Here is a 24,836-nt window from a genome sequence, read left to right on the forward strand (position 1 = left end):
GCGGAACCGCCGGTGCAGGGCGTGTACCTCCTCGACCAGCTCGGGAACCGGTCCCTCCACCGTCGTTCAGGGGGCGACCTCGTGCTCGGGATGCCGGGTGCGGTCGCCGTAGGCCACCCGGTTGTGGTCCTCGGCGAGCACCGTGCCGTCCGCGCCCACCGGTACGGAACCGAACAGCTCGTCGCCGACCCGCGGCGCCTCGGCGGCGAGTTCCACGCAGCGGCGCAGATACGGCAGTTCGGCGGCCTCGACCATGGTGTACGGCTCCTCGACGGTTGACCCGGGCCTGGCCGCCCAACCTAGGCTCGGCTCCGCCCGACCGGAAAGGCGTGCCCGCGGCCCAGCGCGACCGCGGTGAGGGCCAGCGCGACCAGCGGCAGTGCCGTCCACGGCAGGGCCCCCGCGCCCAGCGCTCCCAGGACCACACCTCCGGTCAGCGAGCCGCCCGCGATGCCCGCGTTGTACACCGTCGTCTGGAGCGAGGTCGCCACGTCGGAGGCGGCGGGCCCCGAGGCGTTCACCAGTGCCGTCTGGATGAGGGTCGGCGCCCCGCCGAAGGCCACTCCCCACAGGGCTACGGAGACCAGCAGCACGGAGGGCGCGTCGGCGTACCGGCCGAGGGCGAGCATGACCGCCGCGCACAGGGCGAGCGCGCCGAGCAGCGTGGCCCGCGGGCGCCGGTCCACCAGCAGGCCCGTCCCCCAGATCCCGGCGACGGTGGACGCCCCGAACACCAGCAGCACCACATCCGTACGTCCGAACCCCGCGTGCTCGGTGAAGGGCGCGATGTACGTGTAGAGCACCTGGTGGCCCAGCAACAGGAACAGGGTGACGGAAAGGATCACCGGGAGCCCCGGCAGCAGGGCGACCCGGGCCAACGGCACCCGCTCGCCCCGTGCCTCGCCCGGGAAGTCGGGGACCCGCCACCGCACCCAGCCCACCAGCAGCACCGCCAGTGCGGACAGCAGCCCGAACGCCGCGCGCCAGCCCACCACCTCGGCCAGCGCCGTTCCGGCGGGCACACCCAGCGACAGCGCGAGCGTGATGCCGGCGAGCACGACCGCGATCGCCCGGCCGCGTCGCTCGGCCGGCACCATCCGGGCCGCGTACCCGGCGAGCATCGCCCACAGCGTGCCGCCCATGACACCGGCGACCAGGCGCGCGGTGAAGGTGAGGCCGTACGACGACGACAGCGCGACCACCGCGTTGCTCAGCGCGAAGCCCAGCAGGGTGCCGACGAGGACCGGTCGGCGCGGCAGGCCGCGCAGCAGTGCCGTCACCGGGATCGCTGCCACGAACGACGCCACCGCGTACCCGGTGACCAGGAATCCCACCCGGGCCTCGGGGACGCCGAGGGCCGGTGCCATGCGCGGCAGCAGCCCGGCGGGCAGCAGCTCGGTCACCACGGCGGTGAAGGCGGCCGTGGACAGGGCGAGCAGCCCCGGCCAGGGCAGGGACGCGGGCACAGCGGTGCCCTTGACCATGGAGGTGGTGGACATGCCACCATGGTCGAACATTCACATCAGTGTGAAGGCAAGCGTGCCCCGCGCGCCGCTCACGGAGCGACGGCGGGGAGCCGCTGCGCCGAGCGGTGACGGTGAGCGGTGACGGTGAGCGAAGATCGGAGCGCGGCATGAAGATCGGCGACCTCTCCGGCCGCACCGGTGTCCCCACCCGGCTGCTGCGCTACTACGAGGAGCAGGACCTGCTGCACCCCGACCGCGGGGAGAACGGCTACCGCTCCTACGGGGAGGCGGCCGTCCGGGACGTCCAGCAGATCCGCGGGCTGCTCGACTCCGGCCTCACCACCGAGATGATCCGCGCGATCCTGCCGTATCTGTCCGGCCCCGACGAGATCGTCCTGCCCGCAGAGCACCTCACCCCGCAGACCGCCGCCCTCCTCGAAGGGCACATCGACCGCATCCAGGCCCGGATCGACTGCCTGGCCCGCAACCGCGACCGGCTGAGCGCGTACCTGGCGGCGGTGCGGCCGGACGGCGTGGCGGCGCCCCGCTCGTCCCCGCCCCCGTAAATCCGTTGTCGCGGCCGGGCGGGGGTGCTGGAGTGGGCGCATGGATCATGCCGCGGTACTCGCCCTGTACGACCGGGAGATGCGTGAAGGCGCGCGCCCCGAGAGCTCCGACGCACGCGTCGAACGGACCGGGTCCGTGGTCCGCCATGTCGGCGGCGAGGGCGGCTGGAGCGGGGTGCTCTGGTCGGACCTGGACTCCGCCGACGCCGACGCGGTGATCGCGGAACAGGTCGCCTACTTCACCGGTCTGGGGCACGAGTTCGAGTGGAAGCTGCACGGTCACGACCGTCCGGCCGACCTCGGGCAGCGGCTCACCGCGGCCGGTTTCACCGCGGACCCGGAGGAGACCCTGATGATCGGCGAGACCGGTGACCAGCTGATCGACGCCGGACCGCCCGAGGGGGTCCGCATCGTCCCCGTCACGGACCGGGCGGGGGTCGAGCTCATGGTCGAGGCCAACGAGCGGGCGTTCGGGCACGACGCCTCCTGGCTGCGGGATCTTCTGCGCGCCCGTCTCGCCGCCGACCCGGACGCGATCGTGGCCCTGGTCGCGATGGCCGGGGACGTGCCGGTGAGTTCGGCGCGGATGGAGCTCATCCCGGGAACGAGGTTCGCGGGCCTGTGGGGCGGCGGCACCGTCGAGGGCTGGCGCGGCCGAGGTGTCTACCGGGCTCTGATCGCCCACCGCGCCCGCATCGCCGCCGACCGCGGCTACCGCTACCTCCAGGTCGACGCCTCCGACCAGAGCCGCCCCATCCTCGAACGCCTGGGCTTCGCGCCCCTGAGCACGACGACGCCGTACGTGTACACGGGGCAGGGCGGCACGGCGTAGGGCGGCAGGGCCGACGCCCGACGCGGCCGGGCCGATCTCGATCCGGAGGGGCGGCCACTCGACACGGTCGACGCCCTCGGTCCCGTCCCCGCCGGGCACCGCGGCGGGCGAACGATCCGACGGGCGCGGCCGGGACGCCGACGCCGATCGCCGACAGCACGCCGACGGCCGGCCGCCCGAAGGGCGAGCCCTCCCGCTGCAGCCGTGTCGCTCGGGACGACGAGCCGCTCCGCTGCGGCCGTGCCGGGGCAGGTGTTGACGTTTTCGCTCGCGTTATTGCCCGCGTCAGGCCGGTCGGGCCGCATCTCCCGGGCGGCCCGACCGGACGGTGTCCTCCGGACGGAGGGACCAGGTGCGCAGCAGGACTTCGCGGCCCTTGGCCTGGCGGGGCACGGGCGCCTCGTCGGCGAGCGCGAAGCCGCACGCGCGGGCGACGGCCTCGCTCGCCGTGTTCCCCTGTTCGATGCACAACACCAGCCGCCGTGGCCGTAGTTCACGCAGCGCGAGCTCCGCGACCAGGCGCACCGCCCGGCCGGCGAGGCCCTGTCCGCGGTGCCCGGCGCCGACCCCGTAGGCGAGTTCGGCGTCCCGCTCGTCCGACGCGCTGCGGAACAGCAGCACCTCGCCCCTGGGGTGCCCGCCGTCCGTGGTGATCGCGAGCTGCGCCGTGCGTCCTTCGGCCCGGCCCGTCCGCGCCTTGTCGAGGTAGGCGCGGGCCGCCCGGGCGTCGAAGGGGGAGGCGACCGGGGTCCACCGGGCGATCTCCGGGTCGTCGTACATCTCCACCAGGGCGTCGAGGTCGTCATCGGTCCATTCGCGCAGGGTGATCCCCACCCCTTCGAGCCGCAGCGGAGCGGGCGGCACGACGAAACTCCCCTTGGTCTGCATGGGGCGATCCTGCCAGCGACGACCCGAGTGGCCTACGGGTGATCGACTGCCTGACGTGAGGTGTGCGACCGGGAGAAGGCTCCGGGGGGCGCCCATCGGCGTGGCGTGCGGGCGGCGTCCGGCACGACGGCCGGGGCGGTCCCGCGTACGGCGGGAACGCCCCGGCCGTCGTGCCGGGGTGCGACAGGGTCTCTACGGCTGCGGAGTGCTCTTCGTCGCCGTGACGGTGCACATCAGCCCCAGGATCAGGGCGAGGGCGCCGATGATGATGTTGTTGACCGCGACACCGGCGTCCGGGCTGTCGCCGACGACCCAGGGCGCGATGATCATCCAGATGCCCAGCGCGCACATGGCCCAGCTCAGGCCGTACATCCGCGCGGGAGCCGCGGTGAAGCCGAGGGCCAGCAGGCCGATCGCGATCCCGATGATCAGGTTGTGGGTCATGAGCGCCGGCTGGCTGACGGTGTAGTGCAGGATCCACGGGGACACGGCGCAGTACAGACCGAGCAGGAACACCGGTCCGTCCACGAGCGCCACATCACGACCGCCGAGCATGCGGGCGTACCGAGCCTGCATCTCGGGAACATCGGGGTGCGTCGACATGTCACCTCTGGTGGGCGAGACGTTGGCCATGATCCGTCTCCTTTGACTCTCAGGCCCGACCGCTGCGGAGCGGTGTGCGGTAGGTGCCGCGCATGTCCATTCTGCTCTTATTTATTCTTTATGTGTAGAGTTTGCACGCGCTGTTCGTTTATCCGATCATTCGTTCCTGAAGCAAAGAATCCCGGCCTCGCGCCAATCCGCTGCGCCCGCGGCCTCGGATTACACCGACGGCCCCGCCCCGGGGCCGGGCGGGAGGAGCGGACGATGGTGCGGATGACAGGGGCGGACGGCGGCGAGCCGCGCGGGGGACCCGGGGCCGGGTCCGACGGGCGACGGCGGACGGCGGTCGTGGGCAGCGGGGTGGCCGGGCTGACCGCCGCGCATGTGCTGCGCCGCGCAAACCGCCGCGTCACCCTCTACGAGGCCGACGACCGGCTCGGCGGACACGCCCACACCCACGACCTCACCGGACCCGACGGCCGGGTCCACCGCGTCGACTCCGGCTTCATCGTGCACAACCGCCGTACCTACCCCCACCTGCTGCGGCTCTTCGACGATCTCGGCGTCTCCACCCAGGAGTCGGAGATGAGCATGTCCGTACGGTGCGACGGCTGCGGGCTCGAGTACACCGGCGCCCGCGGCGCCGCCGGCCTCCTGGCCCGGCCGCGCAACGCCGTGCGCCTGCCCTACCTGCGCTTGCTCGCCGAGGTCCCCGCCTTCCACCGGGCGGCCCGCCGACTGCTGGCCCACGGGGCCGAGGACACCTTCACGCTGGGGGACTTCCTCGACCGCGAGGGCTTCTCCCCCTATTTCCGCGCGCATTTCATGACGCCGGTCGTCGCGGCCGTCTGGTCCTGCGACGCCGTCACCGCCCAGCGCTACCCGGCCGCCTATCTGTTCCGGTTCCTGGAGCACCACGGGATGCTCGCGATCGGCGGCTCCCCGGTGTGGCGCACGGTGACCGGCGGCTCGCGCGAGTACGTCGACCGGGTCGCCGAGCGCCTGGACACCGTCCGCACCGGGACCCCCGTACGGGCCGTGCGGCGCACCCCGGACGGCGCCGAGATCACCACCGCCGACGGCGTGAGCGAGTCCTACGACGCCGTGGTGATCGCCGTCCACCCCGACCAGGCGCTGCGGATGCTCGCCGACGCCACCCCGCGGGAGAAGGAGGTGCTCGGCGCGTTCCGCTACGCGCGCAACGTCACCCTCCTGCACACCGACACCTCGGTCCTCCCGCGCGCCCGGCGCGCCCGGGCCTCCTGGAACTACCTGATGCCGTCCTGCGCCGCGGGCGCCGACCACGTCCGGGTCAGCTACGACATGAACCGGCTCCAGCGGCTCGACGCGGCCGAGCCGTACGTGGTCACCCTCGGCGGCGAGGACCGCGTCGACCCCGGCCGGATCCTCGCCCGCATGGCCTACGAACACCCCGTCTACACCCCGGAGTCGGTCGCCGCCCAGCGGGACCTGCCGGGTCTGAACACCACCGTCACCGCGTTCGCGGGCGCCTACCACGGCTGGGGGTTCCACGAGGACGGCTGCCGTTCCGGAGTGACGGCGGCGGCCGCACTGGGGGTGCGATGGTGACCCCGCGGAGCGCGCGGGCCGAGCGGGTGGTCACCCCGACGCCCGCCCTGTACCCCTGCACGATCACCCATGTGCGCACCGCGCCCCTGCGGTACGTGCTGCGCCACCGCACCCACCTGTGGCTGGTCGACGTCGACCACCCGCCCGAACTCCCGGGTCCGCTGAGGGCGTTGACCCGCTTCGACGCGCGCGACCACTTCACCGGCGACGAGCCCGGCATCCGGGCGGGCCTGGACGCCTTCCTGGCGACGCACGGCGTCGACCTGGCGGGCGGCCCGGTGCTCATGCTCACCCAGGCTCGCGTGTTCGGACACGTCTTCAACCCGCTCACCGTGTACTGGTGCCACGGCCCCGACGGCGAGCCGCGCTGCGTGGTCGCCGAGGTCCACAACACCTACGGCGAACGCCACTGCTATCTGCTCGACACGGACGCCGACGGCAGGGCGGGGACCGACAAGGAGTTCTACGTCTCGCCGTTCTTCCCCGTCGACGGCCACTACCGCATGCGGCTGCCCAGGCCGGACGAGCGCCTCGACCTCACCGTGCACCTCGACCGCGCGGGCGGGCGCCCTTTCACCGCAACCGTGCGGGGCACGCGGCGGGAAGCAACGAACGGGCGGCTGCTGCGCCAGGCGCTGCGCCGCCCCTGGTCCACCGTCGCCGTCTCCGCCGCCATCCGACTGCACGGCATCCGCCTGTACCTGCGCGGTCTGCCCGTCCGACCCCGTCCCGACCACCGCACCGGAGAGAACAACCCATGACGTACGTCGAGCCCCGCCCCGTCACCGTACGGCGGGGTGACTGCCACGCCGTCCCCCACGCGGACGCCGCACACCGGCCCGGCGTGGCCGCCCCGCCGTCCGCCGCCCGCGTCCGGACCGCCGTGACCGGCGCCGTCGTCCGAAGGGCACTGGACCGGCTGCCGCTGCGGGCCCGCTACGCGGACGGCACCTCCGTGGGCCGGGGCGGGCCGCTGCTGGAGATCAGGGACCCGCGCGCCTTCCACGCCCGGATCGGCACCCACGGCCTGATCGGCTTCGGCGAGTCCTACATGGCCGGCGAGTGGGACGCGCCCGACCTGGTCGCCCCGCTCACCGTGCTCGCCGCCCACGCGGCCGACCTGATCCCGGCCCCGCTGCAGCGCCTGCGGGGCCGGTGGGCCCAACGGCAGCCGCACCACCGGCGCAACACCCCGGACAACGCCCGCGCCAACATCAGCCGCCACTACGACCTGTCCAACGACCTCTTCACCCTGTTCCTGGACGAGACACTCACCTACTCCTCGGCGCTCTTCCGCGGCTTCCCGGCCCGCTGGGACCTGCTCGCCGCCGCCCAGCACCGCAAGATCGACCGGCTGCTCGACCTCGCGCGCGTCCAGCGCGGCACCCGGCTGCTGGAGATCGGCACCGGCTGGGGCGAACTGGCGCTGCGGGCCGCGGCGCGCGGCGCCCACGTCACCTCGCTCACCCTCTCCGGCGAACAGCGCGACCTCGCCCTCGCCCGGGTCCGGGACGCCGGCCTCGCCGACCGGGTCACGGTCGAGCTGTGCGACTACCGCGAGGCACGCGGCAGCTACGACGCCGTCGTCAGCGTCGAGATGATCGAAGCCGTCGGCGAGGAGTTCTGGCCGGTCTACTTCCGCACCCTCGACGACCGGCTCGCCCCCGGCGGCCGGGCCGCCCTGCAGGCCATCACCATGCCGCACGAACGGATGCTGGCCAGCCGGGACACCCACACCTGGATCCAGAAGTACATCTTCCCCGGCGGCCTGCTGCCCTCCGTCGAGGCCGTCGAGCGCACCGTCCGCGACCACACCCGGCTGACCGTCGCCCGCCGCGACGGCTTCGGCGCGCACTATGCCGAGACACTGCGGCTGTGGCGCGAACGGTTCACCGAGCGCGCCGACGAGGTCGCCGCCCTCGGCTTCGACGCCACCTTCCGTCGGATGTGGACCCTCTACCTCGCCTACTCCGAGGCCGGCTTCCGCTCCGGCTACCTCGACGTCCAGCAGTACCTGTTCGCCAAGGAGGACCCGACCCGATGACCGACGTGCGCACCGCCCGCAGCGCCCGCACCGCGCGGCCCGGCGCCGCCCACCGGCTCGCCGCTCTCGTCGAGGAGACGCTCGGTACGGCCCTGCCCGTCCGGCTGCGCGCCTGGGACGGCAGCGAGGCGGGCCCGGCCGACGGCCCCGTCGTGGTCGTACGCTCCCGCCGCGCCCTGCGCCGCCTGCTCTGGGAACCCGGCGAACTCGGCCTCGCCCAGGCCTATGTGACCGGCGAGCTCGACATCGAGGGCGACCTCGGCCACGCGCTGCGGACCCTCTGGGCGGCCGCCCGGGAACGGGGCCCGTTCGCCCCGCGGCCCGGCCTCGCCGACCGCACCCGCGCCGCGGCCGAGGCGCTGCGGCTCGGTGCCGTCGGACCGCGCCCGGCCCCGCCCGCCGCCCAGGCCCGGCTGCGCGGCGGCCTGCACAGCCGGGCCCGGGACCGGGCCGCGATCAGCCACCACTACGACCTGTCCAACGACTTCTACCGGCTGCTCCTCGGCGAGCCGATGGCCTACTCGTGCGGCTACTGGGCGGACGAGGACCCGGACCGCACACCCGCCGAGGCCCAGTACGCCAAGCTGGAACTGGTCTGCCGCAAGCTCGCCGTCGTCCCCGGCGCGCGGCTGCTCGACATCGGGTGCGGCTGGGGCTCGCTCACCCTGTACGCCGCCGAGCGGCACAAGGCCCAGGTCACCGCCGTCACCCTGGCACACGAACAGGCCGCGTACGTACGGCGCAAGGTGCGCGAACGGGGCCTGGAGCACCGCGTCGAGGTGGTGTGCCAGGACTACCGGGACATCGACGGCGGGGCCTACGACGCCGTCGCCACCATCGAGATGGGCGAACACGTAGGGGACGCCGAATACCCCGCCTTCGCCGCCGCGCTGCGCCGGCTGGTCCGCCCGCGCGGCCGGGTGCTCGTGCAGCAGATGTCGCGAGGGCGGAACGCGCCCGGCGGCGGTCCGTTCATCGAGGCCTACATCGCCCCCGACATGCACATGCGGCCGCTCGGCGAGACCGTCACGCTCCTGGAGGGCGCCGGTCTCGAGGTGCGGTCCGCCGAGTCGCTGCGCGAGCACTACGTGCGCACCGTCGCGGCCTGGCACCGCACGCTGGAGGACCGCTGGGCCGACGTGGTGCGGCTCGTCGGTGCGGAGACGGCCCGGGTGTGGCGGCTCTATCTGGTCGGCGGCGCGCTCGCCTTCGAGCAAGGCCGGATGGGCGTCGACCAGATCCTCTGCGTACGGCCGACCTCGCTGGGGGAGAGCGGGATGCCCGGCAGTCCCGAGGGCTGGTACACGGGGCTGGAGCGGTCATGAGCGCATTCCCCTGGGGCGCGTTCGCGCTCAACCTCGCGTGGGCCGCCGCGGCCGTCCTCGTCGTCCTGCTCGCCACCTTCGCCCTGGCCGTCCGCAAGGGCGTACACCGTCTCGTGGACGTCGCCTGGGGAGTCGCCTTCACCGCCGTCGCCCTCGTGACCTGCGTGGCCTCCGCCGGGCACGGCGACACCGGGCGCCGTGTCCTGGTCACCGTCCTGACGGCCGTCTGGGGACTGCGGCTGGCCGCGCACATCGCGCGCCGCGGCCGCGGCCACGGAGAGGACCCCCGCTACGAGGCGATGCTCGCGAAGGCGCCCGGCAGCCGGAATCTGTACGCGCTGCGCATGGTGTACCTGCTTCAGGGTGCCCTGGTGTGGCTGGTCTCGCTGCCGGTCCAGGCCGCGCAGTACGTGCCGGCGCGGATGACCGCGTTCGCCTGGGCCGGCACCGCGCTGTGGGCGGTGGGGATGTTCTTCGAGGCGGTGGGCGACGCCCAGCTGGCCCGGTTCAAGGCGGATCCGGCCACCCGGGGCCGGGTCATGGACCGGGGCCTGTGGCGCTACACCCGGCACCCCAACTACTTCGGGGACTTCTGTGTCTGGTGGGGTCTGTTCCTCATCGCGTGCGACTCCGCGGCCTCGGCCCTGGTCGGTTTCGTCTCGCCGCTGGTGATGAGCTTCCTGCTGATCCGGGGCAGCGGCAAGCCGCTCCTGGAACGGCACATGGCCGAGCGGCCCGGTTACACCGAGTACGTCTCGCGGACGAGCGGCTTCTTCCCGCGACCGCCCAGGCGCTGACCAGGCGTCGCCCAGGCGACCCCCAGGCGTCGCCAAGGCGTCGACCCGGGGGCCGTCCCGGTCAGGTGGGGAACGGCAGCAGCGCGACGGGCTGCGAGGTGGGCTCCGTCGAGCCGCCCGCCGGCTCGACCGTGATGCCCATCGCGGACGCGCCGTCGACCGGTCCCCGCAGCACCACCGCCTGGCTCGTGCGACGCGGGTCCATCAGCCCCGCGTCGCGCATGACCCCGTGCTCGTCGAACCACAGCTGATAGACCTTGCCGCCGGGCGGTTCGGCCATCCCGGCGGCGAGGAACACGGCACGGTCGAGGCTCGCGGACACCACCACCGTCCCCTCGGCCCCGTCCGCCAGCCGGACGGTGCGCGAGCGGGCGTCGGGAGCGGCGAGCACCGCAGACAGTTCCGCGGACGCGCGCTGGGAGCGGCCGACCTCGGCCCGGGCGTCCTCGGCGCGCTGGTACTGCCACACCGTCGTGCCGCCCAGCGCGGCCGTCGCCGCCAGGCAGGCGGCCAGCATCCAGCGGGACGCCCACCACGCCCGTCGTGCCCTGCGTTCCGAGCGGTCCCAGGGCGTCCGGGCCGGGGTGGCCTGCCGGACCTCGGCGATCCGCCGCAGCACCTGGTCCCGCCCGCCGGGCGCCGGCCGCACCGACACCGCCAGCCCCAGCCGGGCGGCCGTCGCGGTGAACTCCCCGACCTCACGGGCACAGGCCTCGCAGTCCGCGAGGTGCCGCTCGAACGCGGCGCGCTCGTCGTCCTCCAGGGCGTGCAGGGCGTACGCGCCCGACAGCGTGTGCAGATCCGACGTGATCACGCGCTCACCCCCAGGCAGTCGCGCAACCGGATCAGCCCGTCGCGCAGGCGGGTCTTCACGGTGCCGAGCGGCACCGTCAGGGCCTCGGCGACCTGGCGGTAGGTCAGCCCCCGGTAGTAGGCGAGCTCCACCGCCTGCCGCTGGAGCTCGGTCAGCGTGCGCAGACAGCGCCGGACCTGCTCCCGTTCGAGCCGGGCCTCCACCTGCTCGATGACCTCGTCGTACTCGGGCGCGTGGTCGAGCAGGGCGGCCCGGTGCTCGCGTGCCGCCGCGGCCTGCACCGACCGGACCCGGTCGACGGCCCGCTGGTGCGCCATGGTCAGCACCCAGTTGACGGCCGAGCCGCGCTCGGGGCGGTACCGGGGAGCCGATCGCCACACCTCCACGAGCACCTCCTGGGCCACCTCCTCGGACTGCGCCCGGTCGCGCAGCACCGCGCGCACCACCCCCAGCACCGGTCCCGCGACGATGTCGTAGAGACCGGCGAAGGCCTCCTGGTCGCCCAGGGCCACCGCGCCCAGCAGTTCCTGGGGATCCGGCTGGGAGGCCGGGTTCCGGCCGATGTGGACGGCTTCTTTCACGGGGGATCCTTCGGGAGTGCGGTAGGTCCGGACGTAATCCGGTGCACGAGGGGCGGGGGATTGGTCCGCGCCCGCTGTTCTTCGGCGAAGTCGAACGCAGCGTTTGTGCGTCGAATTTCGGTTCGCCCGGGGAACGCGCGTGCGGAAGGGGGTGCGGCCGTACGGGGACTCAGCCGTGCGGGCCGGACTGCAGACGGCCGCGCAGCCGCAGCATGCCGCGCCGGGCGTGGCTCTTGACCGTGCCCAGCGGCCAGCCCGTGCGCTCGGCGATCTGCGTCTGCGTCAGGTCCTCGTAGAAGGTCAGCCGCAGCACCTGCCGCTGGGGTGCCGGGAGCCGGGCCAGCTCGCCGCGCACCAGGACGCGGTCCAGGACCTCCTCGGGACGACCGCGTCCCGGGTCGCGCAGGGTCAGCCAGGAGCCGGCCGAGGCGACGAGTTCCTGGCGGCGGGTCCGGGCGGCCAGCGCGTCGGCGATCTTGCGCCGGGTGATGCCCACGATCCAGCCGCCGAGCGCGCCCCGTTCGGGCCGGTAGCCCGCACGGCCGTTCCACACCCCGAGGAACACCTGCTGCGTGACGTCCTCGGCCTCCCTGGCGTCGCCCAGGGAACGCCAGGCGAGCGAGTGCACCAGGGCGCGCCAGCGGTGGTACACGGCGGCCAGGGACGCCTCGTCCCCCGATACCAGGCCCCGGGCGAGTTCCTCGTCGGCGAGCGACTCCTGCGTCGGGACGGGACAGGGTACGGCGGTCGGCTGCGGGCTCATGACGACGGCTCCTCGCGTCGGGCGGCCTGCGCTCAGGCCGGTCCGGGACGTGCTCCGGGGCGGGCCCCGGTCACCTCATCCTGCGAGCCGCACACCGGGCGCCTCAACATGCATCGTTTCTGCGTCGTATCGTCGGCCCATGAGCGCATTCCCGAGCCCCGACGAGGCCGGCCTGACGACCGGGGCACTGGCCCGCCGACTGGGCGTGGCGCCCACCACCCTGCGTTCCTGGGACCGCCGGTACGGCATCGGGCCCGCCGTGCGCGCCGACGGGCGGCACCGGCGCTGGCGGGCGGCGGACGTGGCCGTACTGGAGACGATGTGCCGGCTCACCGCCTCCGGTGTGCCCCCGGCGGACGCGGCCCGAGCGGCGAAGGAGGGGGTGCTCCCGCCTTCTGCCGAACCGGCGCGCGCGGTCACCGAACGGCCGGCCGCGGCGGGTGCCCTGCCGCTCGGCGGCGACGTCCGTCAGGAGTGCCGGGGGCTGGCCCGCGCCGCCGTGCGGCTCGACGCGCCGGCCGTCGCGGAGCAACTGGCCACGGCCGTCGAACGGCACGGACTCACCGTGGCCTGGCAGGAGGTGATGGTCCCCACGCTGCACGCCGTGGGACGCAAGTGGGCCTCGTCCGGCGACCGGTACGTCGAGGTGGAGCACCTGCTGTCCTGGCACGTCTCCACCGCCCTGCGCCGCGCCACCCGGCCCGTCGTGCCGGGGGACGCGGCGGGCGGGCCGGGGCCGGTGGTGCTGGCCTGTGTGCCGGGCGAACAGCACAGCCTGCCGCTGGAGGCGCTGAACGCGGGGCTCGGTCAACTCGACGTCCCCACCCGGATGTTCGGGGCGGCCGTGCCCGTCGAGGCGCTGACCGCGGCCGTGCAGCGGCTGGGCCCGGTCGCCGTGGTCCTGTGGGCACAGGCCCGCTCCACCGCGAGCCTGCCCCTCGCCCGGCACATCGCCGAGACCCGCTGGGGCGTCACCGGGGCCCGCCGTGCCCCGACCGTGATGCTCGCCGGACCCGGCTGGGCCGGCCGCCCCGCCCCGGGCCTGCCCCGCCCCACCGGCCTGAGCGACGCCCTGACCATCCTGGCCGGCACCCAGGCCCCCTGACGAGCGACACCCGCCCGCCGCGCGGCGGGCGCGCACCGACCAGGGCGGGCCGACCGGCGGCGGACGTCGGGTCCTGCGCGTCCGCCGCCAAGAATCCGCGGATCCGCCGACGCCGACCCGCGCCGACCCGCACTTGCCGACCGGGACACCGTGCGGCGCCGACGCACCCGCACCGGGCCCACCGACCGGCACCGCCGCACCCGCCGTACGGGGCCGTGTCCGCCCCCGCCGGGTGCGCCCGGTGGGGGCGGTCGGCCGGGTCAGCCCAGGTGCTTCAGGAGTTCCGTGGCGAGGGGGGCCGAGGAGGCCGGGTTCTGGCCGGTGATCAGGTTGCGGTCCACCACCACGTGCGGCGCCCACGGCTCGCCGACCCGCACTTCGACGCCCGCCTCGGTCAGCCGGTCCTGGAGCAGCCACTTGGCCTTGTCGCCCAGGCCGGCCTGGAGCTCCTCCGCGTTGGTGAACGCGGCGACCCGGTAGCCGGCGAAGGCGTTGGAGCCGTCCTCGGTCACCGCGGCGAGCAGCGCGGCGGGGCCGTGGCAGACGACACCCAGGGGCTTGCCCGACCGGAGGGCGTCGACCAGGAGCCGACCGGAGACGGCGTCGACCGCCAGGTCCTCCATGGGGCCGTGCCCGCCCGGGTAGAAGACGGCCGCGTGGTCGCCGAGGTCCACGTCCTCCAGCCGGAGCGGCCGTCGCAGCTCCGGGATGGCGTCGAGTGCGGCGGCGATGCGGTCGGCGGCCTCCTGGCCGCCGTTGACCTCGGCCGCCAGGCTGCCCTGGTCCACGGTCGGGACGACACCGCCCGGCGTGGCGACGACGACCTCGTGGCCGGCCGCCCGGAACGCCTCGTACGGGGCGACGGCCTCCTCCGCCCAGAAGCCGGTGGGGTGCAGGGTGCCGTCGGCGAGCGTCCAGTGGTCGGCGCCGGTCAGCACGAAGAGGATCTTGGCCATGGGTGAACTCCGGAAGTGTCGGTGCCGAGCTTCGCGATCGCGGACCCCGGCGCGGGAAGTGCCTTGTCGAACGTAGGCGGTCGAGGCATAGGGATCCAATGAGGATTCCAATGCCCGACATAGAGCTTCCTATGGGTGCGGGAGGAATACTGGCCAGGTGGAACATACCGAAGGCCGCCCCGCCGAGCATCTGGACCTGAACCTGCTGCGCACCTTCCTCGCGGTGTACCGCTCGGGCTCGTTCACCGGAGCGGCGCAGTTGCTGGGCCTGTCCCAGCCGACGGTGACGACGCAGATGCGGGCTCTGGAGCGGCAGGCCGGGCGTGAGCTCTTCGAGCGGCTCCCGCGGGGCGTCTCGCCGACCGCGGTGGCCGACGAGCTTGCGGCCCGGGTCTCCGCGCCGCTCGACGAGCTGGCCACCGTGGCCGGTCCGGACCCGGCGGCCGGCCGGGCCGACCCGGTGCACCTCGCCGGGCCCGCCGAACTGCTGTGCACCCGCGTGATCCCGGCGCTGGCGCCACTGGTGGCCGGCGGCGTCCGGCTGCGCGTCGCCACCGGCCTGACCGACCCGCTGCTCGAGGAGCTGCGGGCGGGACGGCACGACCTGGTCATCGCCACCACCCGGCCGCGAGGTCGGACCCTGACCGCGGTCCCGTTGATGGATGAGGAGTTCGTGCTGGTCGCCGCCCCGGTGTGGGCCGACCGGCTGCGCGGACCGCTGGCCGCCGACGGGCCGACGGCACTGCACGGCGTCCCGCTGGTCACCTACGCCGAGGACCTGCCCATCGCGCGCCGCTACTGGCGGCACGTCTTCGGCCGCCGCCTGTCGGGCTCCGCCGCGGTGACCGTGCCCGACCTGCGCGGTGTGCTGGCCGCATCCGTCGCGGGCGCGGGGATCACCGTGCTGCCCCGCTACCTCTGCCTCGGCGAGCTGGCCTGCGGCACCCTCGTCCCGCTCCACGAGCCGCCGGACCCGCCGATCAACACGGCGTTCCTCGTCCGGCGCCCCGGCGCGGTGGAGAACGGGGACGTGACCCGGGTCCGCGATCTCCTGCTGGCCGCGGCACCCGGTTGGTGAGGAAGGGCGGCGAGCGCTCAGGAGCGCTCCCTGGCCCGTCGGAAGCGGGCGAGTCCCTCGGAGAGCTCGACGATCGGATCCGGGTAGTCGAGCGCCGCCCGGTCCGGGCCCGGCAGCTTCCACGGCTCGTGTACGGCGGGTGCCGCCACGCCTTCGAGTTCCGGCAGCCAGCGCCGTACGTACGTCCCGTCGGGGTCGTACCGCTTCGCCTGGGTGACGGGGTTGAGGACCCGGTTGGGCCGCGAGTCGGTGCCGGTCCCCGCCATCCACTGCCAGTTGAGCTGGTTGTTGGCCACGTCCCCGTCGACCAGCAGATCCAGGAAGTGCCGGGCGCCGACCCGCCAGTCGACGTACAGCGTCTTGGTGAGGAAGCTCGCGGTGAGCAGCCGGCCCCGGTTGTGCATCCACCCCTCGTGGCTCAGCTGCCGCATCGCCGCGTCCACCACCGGATAGCCGGTACGGCCCGCCCGCCAGGCCTCGATGTCCTCGCCCGCCGTCCGCTCCGAACGCCAGCGGTCGTGTTTGGTGCGGTAGTCGGCGCTCGCCGCGGCGGGCCGGGCCGCCAGCACCTGGCGGTGGAAGTCGCGCCAGGCCAGTTGCCGCACGAACGCCTCGGCTCCCGGCCCGCCCGCGCGGCGCGCCCGGTGCACGAGCTCCACCGGGGACAGGGTGCCGAAGTGCAGATGCGGCGAGAGCCGGGAGGTCGCGTCGCCCGCCAGGTCGTCGTGCCCGTCCTCGTAGGCGCCGATGCCCGATCGCAGCCAGGCGGTGACCCGCTCGCGGCCCTCCTTCTCGCCCCCGGGGGCCAGCCCCGGCGACAGTCCGGCCAGCCCCTTCCGGGTGGGCAGCTCCTGCGAACCGACCCCGTCCGGCACCCGCACGGTCCGCGGCGCGCCGAGCGGTTCGCGCAGCCGCCACTGCGACCAGTGCCCGAAGTACGGCGTGAAGACGGCGAAGTGGTCCGAGGAGGCCGGGGTCACCGCACCGGGCCCGACGGCGGTCGTCACCGCGTCGTGCACATGCAGCCGCACGCCCTCCGATTCCAGGGCGCGCCGCAGCCGTTCCTCGCGGCGGCGCGCGTGCGCGCTCCCGTCGGCGGCCAGGTGGACCTCGTCCGCGTCCGCCTCGGCGGCCACCCGGCACACCTGCTCGACCAGGCCGCCCGAGCGCACGACGAGCCGGCCGCCCCGCTCGCGCAGGCCCGCGTCGAGATCGCGCAGACAGTCGGCGAGGAACGCCAGCCGGTTCGGCGCGGCGAACCCGGCATCGTCCACGGCCCGGTCGCGCACGAACAGCGGGACCACCTGCCGCGCCCCGTCGAGGGCCGCGCGCAGCGGCGGATGGTCGTGCAGACGCAGGTCCGCGGTGAACAGGACGACCGAGACGTTCATGGCAGTGCTCCGGGGCAGGGTTTCGGACGGTCACCTGATTCCGGCAAGCGGCGCCCGGCGGATGCAGGAGGCGGGCGGCGGGCGGGCCTCCGCGTACGGCCGGTCAGCGGACCGGCTCCCCCGCGCGTGCCGTCGCGTCGGCCACCGCCGCCTGGGCGATGTTGCGGGCCATGCCGCCGAAGACGAGGGCGTGGAAGGGGGAGATGCTCCACCAGTAGGCGTGGCCGAGCAGCCCGTGCGGATGGAACAGTGCGCGCTGGCGGAACCGGGTCCGGCCGTCGGCGTCCGTCTCCGCGTACATCTCCAGCCAGGCCAGGCCCGGCAGCCGCATCTCGGCCCGCAGCCGGAGCAGATGTCCGCGTTCGATCTCCTCGACCCGCCAGAAGTCCAGCGAGTCGCCCACCCGCAGCCGGGCGGCGTCCCGGCGGCCGCGGCGCAGCCCCACCCCGCCGACCAGCCGGTCGAGCCGGCCGCGGACGGCCCAGGCGAGCGGGAAGGAGTACCAGCCGTTGTCGCCGCCGATGCCCTCGATCACCCGCCACAGGGACTCCCGGGGAGCGTCGACGGCCAGTTCGCGGACGTCGGTGTAGAGGCTGCCGCCCGCCCAGCCGGGGTCGGTGGGCAGCGGGTCGCTGGGGGCGCCCGGGAAGGAGGCGGAGGACCAGCGGGTGGCGACCCGCGCTTCCCGCACGCTGCGCAGGGCGAGCCGGACCGCCTCGTCGAAGCCGAGCGGATGGCCGGGCGGGTCCGGCACGTACCGGGCGATGTCGTGCTCGTGGCAGACCACCTCGTGCCGCAGCGACTCGGTGAGCGGTCGCGCGATCGAGGCCGGCACCGGGGTCACCAGCCCGACCCAGTGGCTGGAGAGCCGGGGGGTGAGCACCGGCACGGACAGGATGAGCCGGCGGGGCAGTTCGGCGATGACGGCGTAGCGGATCATCATCTCGCGGTACGTCAGGACGTCCGGCCCGCCGATGTCGAAGGTCCGGCTGACGTCGTCCGGCATCCCGGCGGAACCGACGAGGGCGCGCAGCACGTCGCGGACGGCAATGGGCTGGATCCGGGTGTGCACCCAGCTCGGGGTGACCATCACCGGCAGTCGCTCGGTCAGATAGCGCAGCATCTCGAAGGAGACCGAGCCCGAGCCGATCACGACCGCGGCCCGCAGCACGGTGGTGGGCACCCCCGAGTGCAGCAGGATCCTCCCCACCTCGGCCCGTGAGCGCAGATGCGGCGAGAGCTCCTGCTCGGGCACCCCGGCCGGTGTGAGGCCGCCGAGGTAGACGATGCGGCGCACGCCCGCCGCCCGCGCCTGCTCCCCGAAGATCCGTGCCGCCCGCCTGTCGGTCTCCTCGAAGTCCTCACCGGTGCCCAGCGCGTGCACCAGGTAGTACGCGACGTCGACGCCCCGCAGGGCCGCCGCGACCGACGCGGCGTCCGTGACGTCGCCGCGCACCCGGTCGACGTCACCGGCCCACTCGTGGTCGCGCAGCCGGTCGGGGGAGCGGGCCAGACAGCGCACCCGGTGGCCCGCCGCCAGCAGCTCCGGGACGAGCCGGCCGCCGATGTATCCCGTGGCGCCGGTCACCAGGCACAGTGTGCCCCGGCCGTCTGCGGTCATGAGTCCTCGCTCCTTCGCGTCGGTGGCCCTCTCGCAGATCGCTTCCACGCGCGGGAGGGCCGTGGATGCGGCAGGGACTTGTGCGCACGAACGAGTGATCGCGTACGCCGACTACGCTGGCCCCGTGGCCACAGCGAACGACCGTGAGGGGCGGGTGCCGGGACAGTCGTCCGAGGCGTCCGCGGCGCCGACCGACCTGCATGCCTTCGCGGTTCGGCTGCGGCGGATGAACGGCGAGATCAACCGACTGGTGCACGGGTTCGCGGGCGACCAGGGACTGCACGCGACGGACGTGCAGGCGCTCGCCGCGATCCTGGACGCCGACGGGCCGATGACCCCGAAGCGACTGCGCGAGCATCTCGGGCTCACCTCCGGCGCAGTCACCGCGTGCGTGGACCGGCTGGAGCGCGCGGGGCACATCCGTCGGGTCCGGGAGAGCGCCGACCGCCGGGTGGTCCACCTGTACTACGCGGCCGACGCCAAGTCGGTGGCCCGCACCTACTTCCGGCCGCTGGCCGAGGCGACCCGGGCCGCGCGCTCGCGGTTCACCGAGGACGAGCTGTCGGTGGTGCTGCGCTTCCTCACGGCGATGGGCGAGGAACTGTCCGGGATCACTCCTCCAGGGCGCTGAAAAAGCCGCGGTCCGTCGCATCCGGGGACCGGCAGAGGGCAGAAGGACAGGCAACGTCTAAGATCACTCGGCGAAAACCTACTCAATCATTGAGATTGTTTGTTGTTGAGATACCTTTCGCGTCGAGCTACCCCTGCCACTGCCCGAGCCCTTCCCTTCCGGAGCTGGAGAACGATGTCCACCACCCCACGACGCGCCCGCTGGCTCGTCCCGGTCCTCCTCGTCGCCGTGTGGCTCGGCGTCGGCGGCGTCCTCGGCCCCTACGCCGGACGGCTGGGCGAGGTCGCCACCAACGACCAGGCCGCCTTCCTGCCCCGCAGCGCCGAATCCACGGAGGTCGTCGCCGCGCAACGCGCCTTCCGGCAGAACGAGACCCTCCCGGCGATCGTCGTCTGGACCGCGGGCACCGGAGCCGGCGGGACCGGGATCGAGGACCGGCTGGACGCCGCCGGCCAGGCGCTCGCCTCCCTCGCCGACGACCGGGGCGTGTCCGGTGACGTGTCGCCCGCGCTGCTCTCCGAGGACGGGGAGGCCGTCGAGGGCGTGGTGCCCCTGCGCCCCGACCTCGGGGACGACCTCGCCCCCACCCTCGACCGGATCCGCGCCGCCGCGGAACGCGTCCCCGGCACGACGGTCCGACTGGCCGGACCGGCCGCGACCCAGGCCGACCTGTCCGACGCCTTCGCCGGCATCGACGGGCTGCTGCTCGCCGTGGCGCTGGCCACCGTCCTCGTCATCCTGCTGCTCGTGTACCGCAGCGTGCTGCTCCCGCTGGTGATCATCCTCGGCGCGGTCTTCGCGCTCGGCCTCGCCTGTGCGGTCGTCTACGCGCTCGCCGACCACGACGTGGTGCGCGTCGACGGGCAGGTCCAGGGCATCCTCTCGATCCTCGTGATCGGCGCCGCCACCGACTACGCCCTGCTGCTCACCGCCCGCTACCGGGAGGAACTCGCCGCGCGCACCGACCGGTTCGCCGCCATCACGGCCGCACTGCGCAAGTCCTGGGGCGCCGTGGTGGCCAGCGCCGCGACCGTCGCCCTGGGACTGCTCGCCCTGCTGCTCAGCGACCTCACCAACAACCGCGCCCTCGGCCCGGTCGGCGCCATCGGCATCGGCTGCGCCGTACTCAGCACACTGACCTTCCTGCCCGCCGTCCTGGTCCTGCTCGGCAAGGCCGCGTACTGGCCCGCCCGGATGACGGCGGGCGGCGCGGGCCACGGCGTCTGGCGGCGCGTCGCCGCCCTCGTCGACCGGGCGCCGCGCCGGGTCTGGGCGGTGACGCTCGCCGTCCTGCTGGCCGGGGCCGCCTTCGCCCCGACGCTCGCCTCGAAGGGCGTACCCCTCGACGAGACCTTCGTGAACGACGCACCCTCCGTCGCCGCGCAGGAGACCCTGGGCCGGCACTTCCCCGGTGGCTCCGGCAACCCCACCGTGGTCGTCGCGAACGCCGACCGGCTGGCGCAGGTCCTCGGCGCGGCCCGGGACACCGAGGGCGTCGCCTCGGCGGCCGGCGCCACCGCCTCGGGCCGGCCCGGCGGCGCACCCCTGGTGGTCGACGGGCGGGTCCGGGTCGATGTCACCCTCGACTCCGCGGCGGACGGCGACGCGGCCCTGCGGACCGTGGCGCGCCTGCGCACCTCCCTGCACGCCGTCCCCGGCGCGGACGCCCTCGTCGGCGGCTACACGGCCCAGCGGTACGACACCCTGCGCACCGCCGAACGCGACCGCACCCTCATCGTCCCCGTCGTCCTCGCCATCATCTTCCTCATCCTGACGGTCCTGCTGCGCTCGCTGCTGATGCCCGCGCTGCTGGTGGCCACGGTGGCGCTGAACTTCCTCGCCACCCTGGGCGTCTCCTCCCTGGTGTTCCGGCACGTGTTCGGCTTCAGCGGCACCGACCCGTCCGTGCCGCTGTACGGCTTCGTCTTCCTGGTGGCGCTGGGCGTCGACTACAACATCTTCCTCATGTCCCGGGTGCGCGAGGAGTCCCTGCTGCACGGCGTGCGCGAAGGCGTCCTGCGGGGTCTGGTCACCACCGGCGGCGTCATCACCTCGGCCGGGGTGGTGCTCGCCGCCACGTTCGCCGCGCTCGGGGTGATCCCGCTGGCCTTCCTCGCCCAGATCGCCTTCATCGTCGCCTTCGGCGTCCTGCTCGACACGCTCGTGGTGCGCTCGCTGCTGGTGCCCGCGCTCGTGCGGGACATCGGCGCCCCGGCCTGGTGGCCGGGATGGCTCGGTCGCGACGGCGACAAGGCAGCTGACGAGGCAGCTGACGAGCCGTCGGTGAGAACCGGAACATGACCGCGCGGATCCAGGGCACCAGAACTCCCGGAGAGATTGTCCGTCTCGCACGGGAGGTGTCCGCCGCTATGGGCGCGAAGGTGTTGGAGCGTTTCCCCGCAGGATCCCCGCGAGGGTCGTGGCCCGCGGAGGAGTACGCGGCGCGGCGGCGCGCCGAGGGGGAGCCCGCGACGGTGGTCATGGACCTGAAGTCGGACGCCTTCCTCGTCGTGGTCCCGCTCGGCGACGAGGACTGAGACCCGGGCGGGCACGCGCGGCCCGCGCGCGACGGGACGGCCACCCTCGTGGCCGTCCCTACGGCGCCCCGGGCGCCGCGCTCAGCGTCCGCGCCGTGCGCACGAACACCTCGTGCAGGTCCCGGGCGGCCCGGGATACGGATTCCGCCCGCCGTCGCTGCAGCATCAGCAGCACCTGTGTCGTGTCGCCGCTGATCGGCCGGTGGGTGAGCGCCCCGCGCCGCTCCAGCGGGTCCCCGAAGCCGATGGACGTAGCGATGCATGACGTAGCCCGACCGCATCCCGATCAGCGGTACGTCGAGCAGGTCGTCCACCGACACCGACGGCGCTGAGGCCGGCGGGCTGTCGGTGCGCATGCACACCACCGGCCGGCCGCGCAGCAGCTCGGTGGACTCGAACTCGGCGGGCCAGGTTCCGCACCGTCTCGCTCAACGCGGGCTGGGAAAGCCGTAGTTCCTCGGCGGCCCGACGCAGCGAACCGAGCCGGATGACCGCCGCGATGTATTCCAGCTGTTCCGTACGCACCACGGAAGAATGCGGGCCCGTTCGGCGCCCGTTCAAGGGTTTCCCTGGCACACCTTCGTGAAATTCAATGGTCCGCGATACGAGACCGGTCGGGTTTGCCTTGACTGCCGTCGGAAGCGGCTGCCACGATCGAGGACATGAAGATGCGACTGGACCTCACGCGGCGACGCCATGTCGACCTCGCGCGCGTCTCCAGCGCCTCCTGTTGCGCCGTGGCCTGATCCTCCCTCGCGATCCGCCGCGCTTTTCCTTTTCCCCACCTGAATTCACGCGCCCGCCCGCCCCTTGGCGTCCGCACCCCGTCGGCGCCGCCGCGCCCCGTGAATTCGGCGTGCCCGAAAGCATTCCGCACCAGGAGTTCCGCATGCCCGCCGCGCCCGTGAAATTCGCCGCGAGGTCGGCCGCCGGGTCCTCGAGAGCGAACTGCCCGCGCCCGCCCGGTACTCCTGACCGCTCCCACCGGAGCGCCCCGCCCTGCCGGGGTGCCCCGGGCTCCTTCGAAAGAGGACCCATGGCCACCGTCCTGTCCGTCTCCGGCAGCCCTTCCGCCTCCTCCCGCACCGGCCGTCTGCTGCGCCACCTCGACCAGCGGCTCGCCCTCCAGGGGCACGAGGTGATTCCGCTCGACGTCCGTACCATCCCGGCCGAGGCCCTGCTCGGCGCGGACTTCCGCCATCCGGCGATCGTCGAGGCCACCGAGCTCTTCGCGCGCGCCGACGGTGTCATCGTGGGCACCCCGGTCTACAAGGCGTCCTACTCCGGCGTCCTCAAGGCGCTCCTCGACCTGCTCCCGCAGTACGCGCTCACCGGCAAGACGGTCCTGCCGCTGGCCACCGGCGGATCCACCGCCCACGTCCTCGCCATCGACTACGCCCTGCGCCCCGTGCTCAACTCCATGGGAGCGGCCCACATCGTGCAGGGCTGGTTCACCCTGGACAAGGACATCACCGCCCACGAGGACGGCTCCGTCACGGTCGCCCCGACCGCCACCGAGGCCCTCACCCACGTCGTCGACCAGTTCTCGGCCGCGCTCGGGCGGACGCCGTACCTGGCCGCGGCGAGCTGAGCGCACGATGTCCGCCCATGTCATCGCCGACGACGCCGAGGCACTCGCCGTCGCCACCTCGCTGTCCGAGGAGCTCCGCGCCGGAGCCTCCGCGATCGCAGGAGGCCTGGGCGGAGACGGACCGGCTGCTCGCCGGGTTCGACGCGGAGACCGTACGGTCCGTCCAGGCAGGGCCGGCGCGCAGTGAGTCCGAGGGGCAGCAGCGGATGCTCGCGCTGCACGGCGGCGGCAGCCGGGACGGGCTGGAGATCCATCCCCACCTCTGGGCCGGGATCGGCCTGTTCCGCGGCGGCGCGGGGACCGCTCCGGTGGGCAGCCATGAGGAGGTCGCCGGGCTCATCGAGGAGTACGCGGCGCTGGGGATCGAGGAGTTCGTGCTGTCCGGCTACCCGCATCTGGAGGAGGCGTACATGGTTCGGGGAGGGCGTGCTGCCCCGGTTGGTCGGCGAGGGGCTGTGGGAACACCCCGCAGGCGAGCAGGTGGCGTCGGTGCAGGTGCCGTTCGCCGGCTGAGCGGGGTGTCCGGGGTGCCGGCGCATGCGGATCGTGGGTGATTGCCCGCACAGTTCCCCGCGCCCCTGGGGGCAGCTAGTCGGTCAGTGACCTCAAGTGGTCCGCGCGTGACTCCCGCGTCTGGGCCTGGACCATGAGGAACAGGGCCTCCCTCGCCAGGCGTTGGGCCCTGTTCGTCAGCAGCATGGAGCGGCCGCCGCCGGTCACCACCGCCGCCGTGGTCGCCGTCCGCATCACCTCGGACGCCCGGGTCCGCAGGGCCAGGCGCTCCGCCAGGCGCTCATCGGGCGCCGGACCGTCGGCGAGGGCGTAGGCCCGGGTGCGGACCTCCGTGAGACGGGCGCGCAGCGGCGCGGCCGTGTCCTCGTCCAGCAGGGTCAGGGCCGCTTCGGTGACACCGAAGACCGCCGGGTTGGCGTTCACCGTCCTCAGGCGGTCCGCCGCCGACCAGCGTTCGTGCGGGGTGCGCAGCGCGACCGCCTCATCGGGGAGCCACAGGCCGTCCAGTTCCAGGGAGACCGTGCGGGCCGCGCCGAGGGCGGCGAGGCGCATGGGGGCCGAGGCGCGCAGGCCCGGCTGCTCGCGCGCCTCGGTGAAGGCGAAGAGGACCTCGCCGGTGTCGGTGACCCCGGCGAGCAGCAGCACATCGTTCAGGCCCCATCCCGTGTACCAGGGGACCGTCCCGTCGAAGCGCCAGCCGGCCCGCTCCGGGGTGACCCGGACGGGGACGCGCGGATACGCCCGCAGGTGTGCGTACGCCACTCCCGACAGCAGCTCACCGCTCGCCAGCGGGCCCAGCAGGCGTTCACGCGCCGGACCGTCGTTCCCGGCCAGGGTCAGTACCGGCGTGTGGTGCTGCGCCTGCACGAACCAGGTCGAGCAGCACGCCCCGGCCAGGATCTCCGTCGTCTCGCGCAGCACCGCACCGGGTGCCCCGGCCCCGCCGTACTCCTTCGGCGCGTTCAGCCCGAGCAGGCCCGAGCGTCTGATCTCCGCGAGGTGGCTCGTGGGGACCTCCTCCTGGTCGACCTGTTCGGCGTGCGGGGCGAGGAGGCCGTCCGCGAGGCTGCGGGCGCGCGTGACGAGGGGGTGCGGTGCGGTCATGGGCGGGATTCTTCCGGTTTCGTGGCGCGGGGTGTCGATC

At 74.1% G+C, this 24,836-nt stretch carries 24 protein-coding genes and 3 pseudogenes; 15 read left to right on the forward strand and 12 right to left on the reverse strand.

Features of this window, described 5'->3' with window-relative positions; all coding sequences use genetic code 11:
- Positions 1 to 72 precede the first annotated feature (72 nt).
- Positions 73 to 255, reverse strand: a pseudogene (locus OHU34_RS38755) (nucleoside deaminase); the annotation flags it as partial.
- Positions 256 to 299: 44 nt separating this feature from the next.
- Complete coding sequence (locus OHU34_RS38760) at positions 300 to 1,499, reverse strand: MFS transporter (RefSeq protein ID WP_405770888.1); 1,200 nt, start codon at positions 1,497 to 1,499, stop codon at positions 300 to 302.
- Positions 1,500 to 1,633: 134 nt separating this feature from the next.
- Here OHU34_RS38760 and OHU34_RS38765 point away from each other — a divergent pair, with 134 nt between their 5' ends.
- Both OHU34_RS38765 and OHU34_RS38770 read left to right on the forward strand, forming a co-directional pair.
- Positions 1,634 to 2,032 (forward strand): MerR family transcriptional regulator, encoded by a 399-nt coding sequence (locus tag OHU34_RS38765; RefSeq protein ID WP_142268776.1) that lies wholly within the window; start codon positions 1,634 to 1,636, stop codon positions 2,030 to 2,032.
- 40 nt (positions 2,033 to 2,072) lie between these two features.
- A complete protein-coding gene (locus OHU34_RS38770; RefSeq protein ID WP_230193749.1) occupies positions 2,073 to 2,864 on the forward strand; it encodes a GNAT family N-acetyltransferase in 792 nt (263 codons plus the stop codon).
- A 285-nt stretch (positions 2,865 to 3,149) separates the two neighbouring features.
- Here the strand turns inward: OHU34_RS38770 and OHU34_RS38775 are convergent, their stop codons facing one another.
- Positions 3,150 to 3,752, reverse strand: a complete 603-nt coding sequence (locus OHU34_RS38775; RefSeq protein WP_405770892.1) for a GNAT family N-acetyltransferase — start codon at positions 3,750 to 3,752, stop codon at positions 3,150 to 3,152.
- A 192-nt stretch (positions 3,753 to 3,944) separates the two neighbouring features.
- Positions 3,945 to 4,385, reverse strand: a complete 441-nt coding sequence (locus OHU34_RS38780) for an SPW repeat protein (RefSeq protein WP_142268773.1) — start codon at positions 4,383 to 4,385, stop codon at positions 3,945 to 3,947.
- Positions 4,386 to 4,628: 243 nt separating this feature from the next.
- On the opposite strand from OHU34_RS38780, the gene OHU34_RS38785 reads away from it, so the two are divergent.
- From OHU34_RS38785 to OHU34_RS38805, 5 genes are read left to right on the forward strand one after another with little or no spacing between them, the layout of a single operon-like run.
- Positions 4,629 to 5,945: an NAD(P)/FAD-dependent oxidoreductase gene (locus OHU34_RS38785; protein ID WP_230193766.1), complete on the forward strand. Its 1,317-nt coding sequence runs from the start codon at positions 4,629 to 4,631 to the stop codon at positions 5,943 to 5,945.
- Complete coding sequence (locus tag OHU34_RS38790; RefSeq protein WP_142268772.1) at positions 5,939 to 6,706, forward strand: DUF1365 domain-containing protein; 768 nt, start codon at positions 5,939 to 5,941, stop codon at positions 6,704 to 6,706. Before OHU34_RS38785 ends, OHU34_RS38790 begins: the two co-directional genes overlap by 7 nt.
- Entirely contained in the window at positions 6,703 to 7,989 is a 1,287-nt protein-coding gene (locus OHU34_RS38795) for a class I SAM-dependent methyltransferase (protein ID WP_142268771.1), read from the forward strand. Before OHU34_RS38790 ends, OHU34_RS38795 begins: the two co-directional genes overlap by 4 nt.
- Positions 7,986 to 9,314: a class I SAM-dependent methyltransferase gene (locus tag OHU34_RS38800; RefSeq protein ID WP_405770895.1), complete on the forward strand. Its 1,329-nt coding sequence runs from the start codon at positions 7,986 to 7,988 to the stop codon at positions 9,312 to 9,314. The genes OHU34_RS38795 and OHU34_RS38800 overlap by 4 nt, the downstream gene beginning before the upstream one ends.
- Positions 9,311 to 10,111: a DUF1295 domain-containing protein gene (locus OHU34_RS38805; protein ID WP_142268769.1), complete on the forward strand. Its 801-nt coding sequence runs from the start codon at positions 9,311 to 9,313 to the stop codon at positions 10,109 to 10,111. Before OHU34_RS38800 ends, OHU34_RS38805 begins: the two co-directional genes overlap by 4 nt.
- Positions 10,112 to 10,172: 61 nt before the next feature.
- Here the strand turns inward: OHU34_RS38805 and OHU34_RS38810 are convergent, their stop codons facing one another.
- The 3 genes from OHU34_RS38810 to OHU34_RS38820 form a co-directional block, all read right to left on the reverse strand.
- On the reverse strand, positions 10,173 to 10,925 hold the full coding sequence (locus OHU34_RS38810; RefSeq protein WP_142268768.1) for an anti-sigma factor domain-containing protein: 753 nt from the start codon (positions 10,923 to 10,925) through the stop codon (positions 10,173 to 10,175).
- Complete coding sequence (locus OHU34_RS38815; RefSeq protein ID WP_142268767.1) at positions 10,922 to 11,506, reverse strand: sigma-70 family RNA polymerase sigma factor; 585 nt, start codon at positions 11,504 to 11,506, stop codon at positions 10,922 to 10,924. The genes OHU34_RS38810 and OHU34_RS38815 overlap by 4 nt, the downstream gene beginning before the upstream one ends.
- Positions 11,507 to 11,675: 169 nt before the next feature.
- Positions 11,676 to 12,269, reverse strand: coding sequence for a sigma-70 family RNA polymerase sigma factor (locus tag OHU34_RS38820; RefSeq protein ID WP_142268766.1), 594 nt, complete (start codon positions 12,267 to 12,269; stop codon positions 11,676 to 11,678).
- A 139-nt stretch (positions 12,270 to 12,408) separates the two neighbouring features.
- On the opposite strand from OHU34_RS38820, the gene OHU34_RS38825 reads away from it, so the two are divergent.
- Entirely contained in the window at positions 12,409 to 13,374 is a 966-nt protein-coding gene (locus OHU34_RS38825) for a MerR family transcriptional regulator (RefSeq protein WP_142268765.1), read from the forward strand.
- Positions 13,375 to 13,634: 260 nt separating this feature from the next.
- Here OHU34_RS38825 and OHU34_RS38830 read toward each other — a convergent pair whose 3' ends face one another.
- Positions 13,635 to 14,330: a type 1 glutamine amidotransferase domain-containing protein gene (locus tag OHU34_RS38830; protein ID WP_142268764.1), complete on the reverse strand. Its 696-nt coding sequence runs from the start codon at positions 14,328 to 14,330 to the stop codon at positions 13,635 to 13,637.
- Positions 14,331 to 14,487: 157 nt separating this feature from the next.
- Between OHU34_RS38830 and OHU34_RS38835 the strand changes: the two genes are divergently transcribed.
- Entirely contained in the window at positions 14,488 to 15,408 is a 921-nt protein-coding gene (locus tag OHU34_RS38835; RefSeq protein WP_405770902.1) for a LysR family transcriptional regulator, read from the forward strand.
- Between the two features lie 17 nt (positions 15,409 to 15,425).
- Here OHU34_RS38835 and OHU34_RS38840 read toward each other — a convergent pair whose 3' ends face one another.
- Complete coding sequence (locus OHU34_RS38840; protein WP_142268762.1) at positions 15,426 to 16,799, reverse strand: deoxyribodipyrimidine photo-lyase; 1,374 nt, start codon at positions 16,797 to 16,799, stop codon at positions 15,426 to 15,428.
- A 103-nt stretch (positions 16,800 to 16,902) separates the two neighbouring features.
- Entirely contained in the window at positions 16,903 to 18,420 is a 1,518-nt protein-coding gene (locus OHU34_RS38845; protein ID WP_142268761.1) for an SDR family oxidoreductase, read from the reverse strand.
- 124 nt (positions 18,421 to 18,544) lie between these two features.
- Here OHU34_RS38845 and OHU34_RS38850 point away from each other — a divergent pair, with 124 nt between their 5' ends.
- The 3 genes from OHU34_RS38850 to OHU34_RS38860 all read left to right on the forward strand — a co-directional run bounded on the left by OHU34_RS38850 (position 18,545) and on the right by OHU34_RS38860 (position 21,588).
- Entirely contained in the window at positions 18,545 to 19,051 is a 507-nt protein-coding gene (locus OHU34_RS38850; RefSeq protein WP_200840013.1) for a MarR family winged helix-turn-helix transcriptional regulator, read from the forward strand.
- Between the two features lie 174 nt (positions 19,052 to 19,225).
- A complete protein-coding gene (locus OHU34_RS38855; RefSeq protein WP_405770908.1) occupies positions 19,226 to 21,352 on the forward strand; it encodes an MMPL family transporter in 2,127 nt (708 codons plus the stop codon).
- A 68-nt stretch (positions 21,353 to 21,420) separates the two neighbouring features.
- The gene (locus OHU34_RS38860; RefSeq protein ID WP_199920247.1) at positions 21,421 to 21,588 is read left to right on the forward strand and encodes a hypothetical protein; all 168 of its coding nucleotides are present in this window, start codon (positions 21,421 to 21,423) and stop codon (positions 21,586 to 21,588) included.
- A 58-nt stretch (positions 21,589 to 21,646) separates the two neighbouring features.
- On the opposite strand, the pseudogene OHU34_RS38865 reads toward OHU34_RS38860, so the two are convergent.
- A pseudogene (locus OHU34_RS38865) lies at positions 21,647 to 22,113 on the reverse strand (LysR family transcriptional regulator).
- Between the two features lie 143 nt (positions 22,114 to 22,256).
- Here OHU34_RS38865 and OHU34_RS38870 point away from each other — a divergent pair.
- The 3 genes and pseudogenes from OHU34_RS38870 to OHU34_RS38880 form a co-directional block, all read left to right on the forward strand.
- A complete protein-coding gene (locus OHU34_RS38870) occupies positions 22,257 to 22,334 on the forward strand; it encodes a putative leader peptide (protein ID WP_362645082.1) in 78 nt (25 codons plus the stop codon).
- A gap of 290 nt (positions 22,335 to 22,624) precedes the next feature.
- The gene (gene ssuE, locus OHU34_RS38875; RefSeq protein WP_020126164.1) at positions 22,625 to 23,179 is read left to right on the forward strand and encodes an NADPH-dependent FMN reductase; all 555 of its coding nucleotides are present in this window, start codon (positions 22,625 to 22,627) and stop codon (positions 23,177 to 23,179) included.
- 95 nt (positions 23,180 to 23,274) lie between these two features.
- Positions 23,275 to 23,692 (forward strand): annotated as a pseudogene (locus OHU34_RS38880) (alkanesulfonate monooxygenase); the annotation flags it as partial.
- A gap of 75 nt (positions 23,693 to 23,767) precedes the next feature.
- Here the strand turns inward: OHU34_RS38880 and OHU34_RS38885 are convergent.
- The gene (locus OHU34_RS38885; RefSeq protein ID WP_142268756.1) at positions 23,768 to 24,796 is read right to left on the reverse strand and encodes an acyl-CoA dehydrogenase family protein; all 1,029 of its coding nucleotides are present in this window, start codon (positions 24,794 to 24,796) and stop codon (positions 23,768 to 23,770) included.
- Between the last annotated feature and the right edge of the window lie 40 nt (positions 24,797 to 24,836).

Origin of the sequence: Streptomyces sp. NBC_00080, from assembly GCF_045041255.1 — a bacterium.
GTDB classification, from domain to species: domain Bacteria; phylum Actinomycetota; class Actinomycetes; order Streptomycetales; family Streptomycetaceae; genus Streptomyces; species Streptomyces coriariae.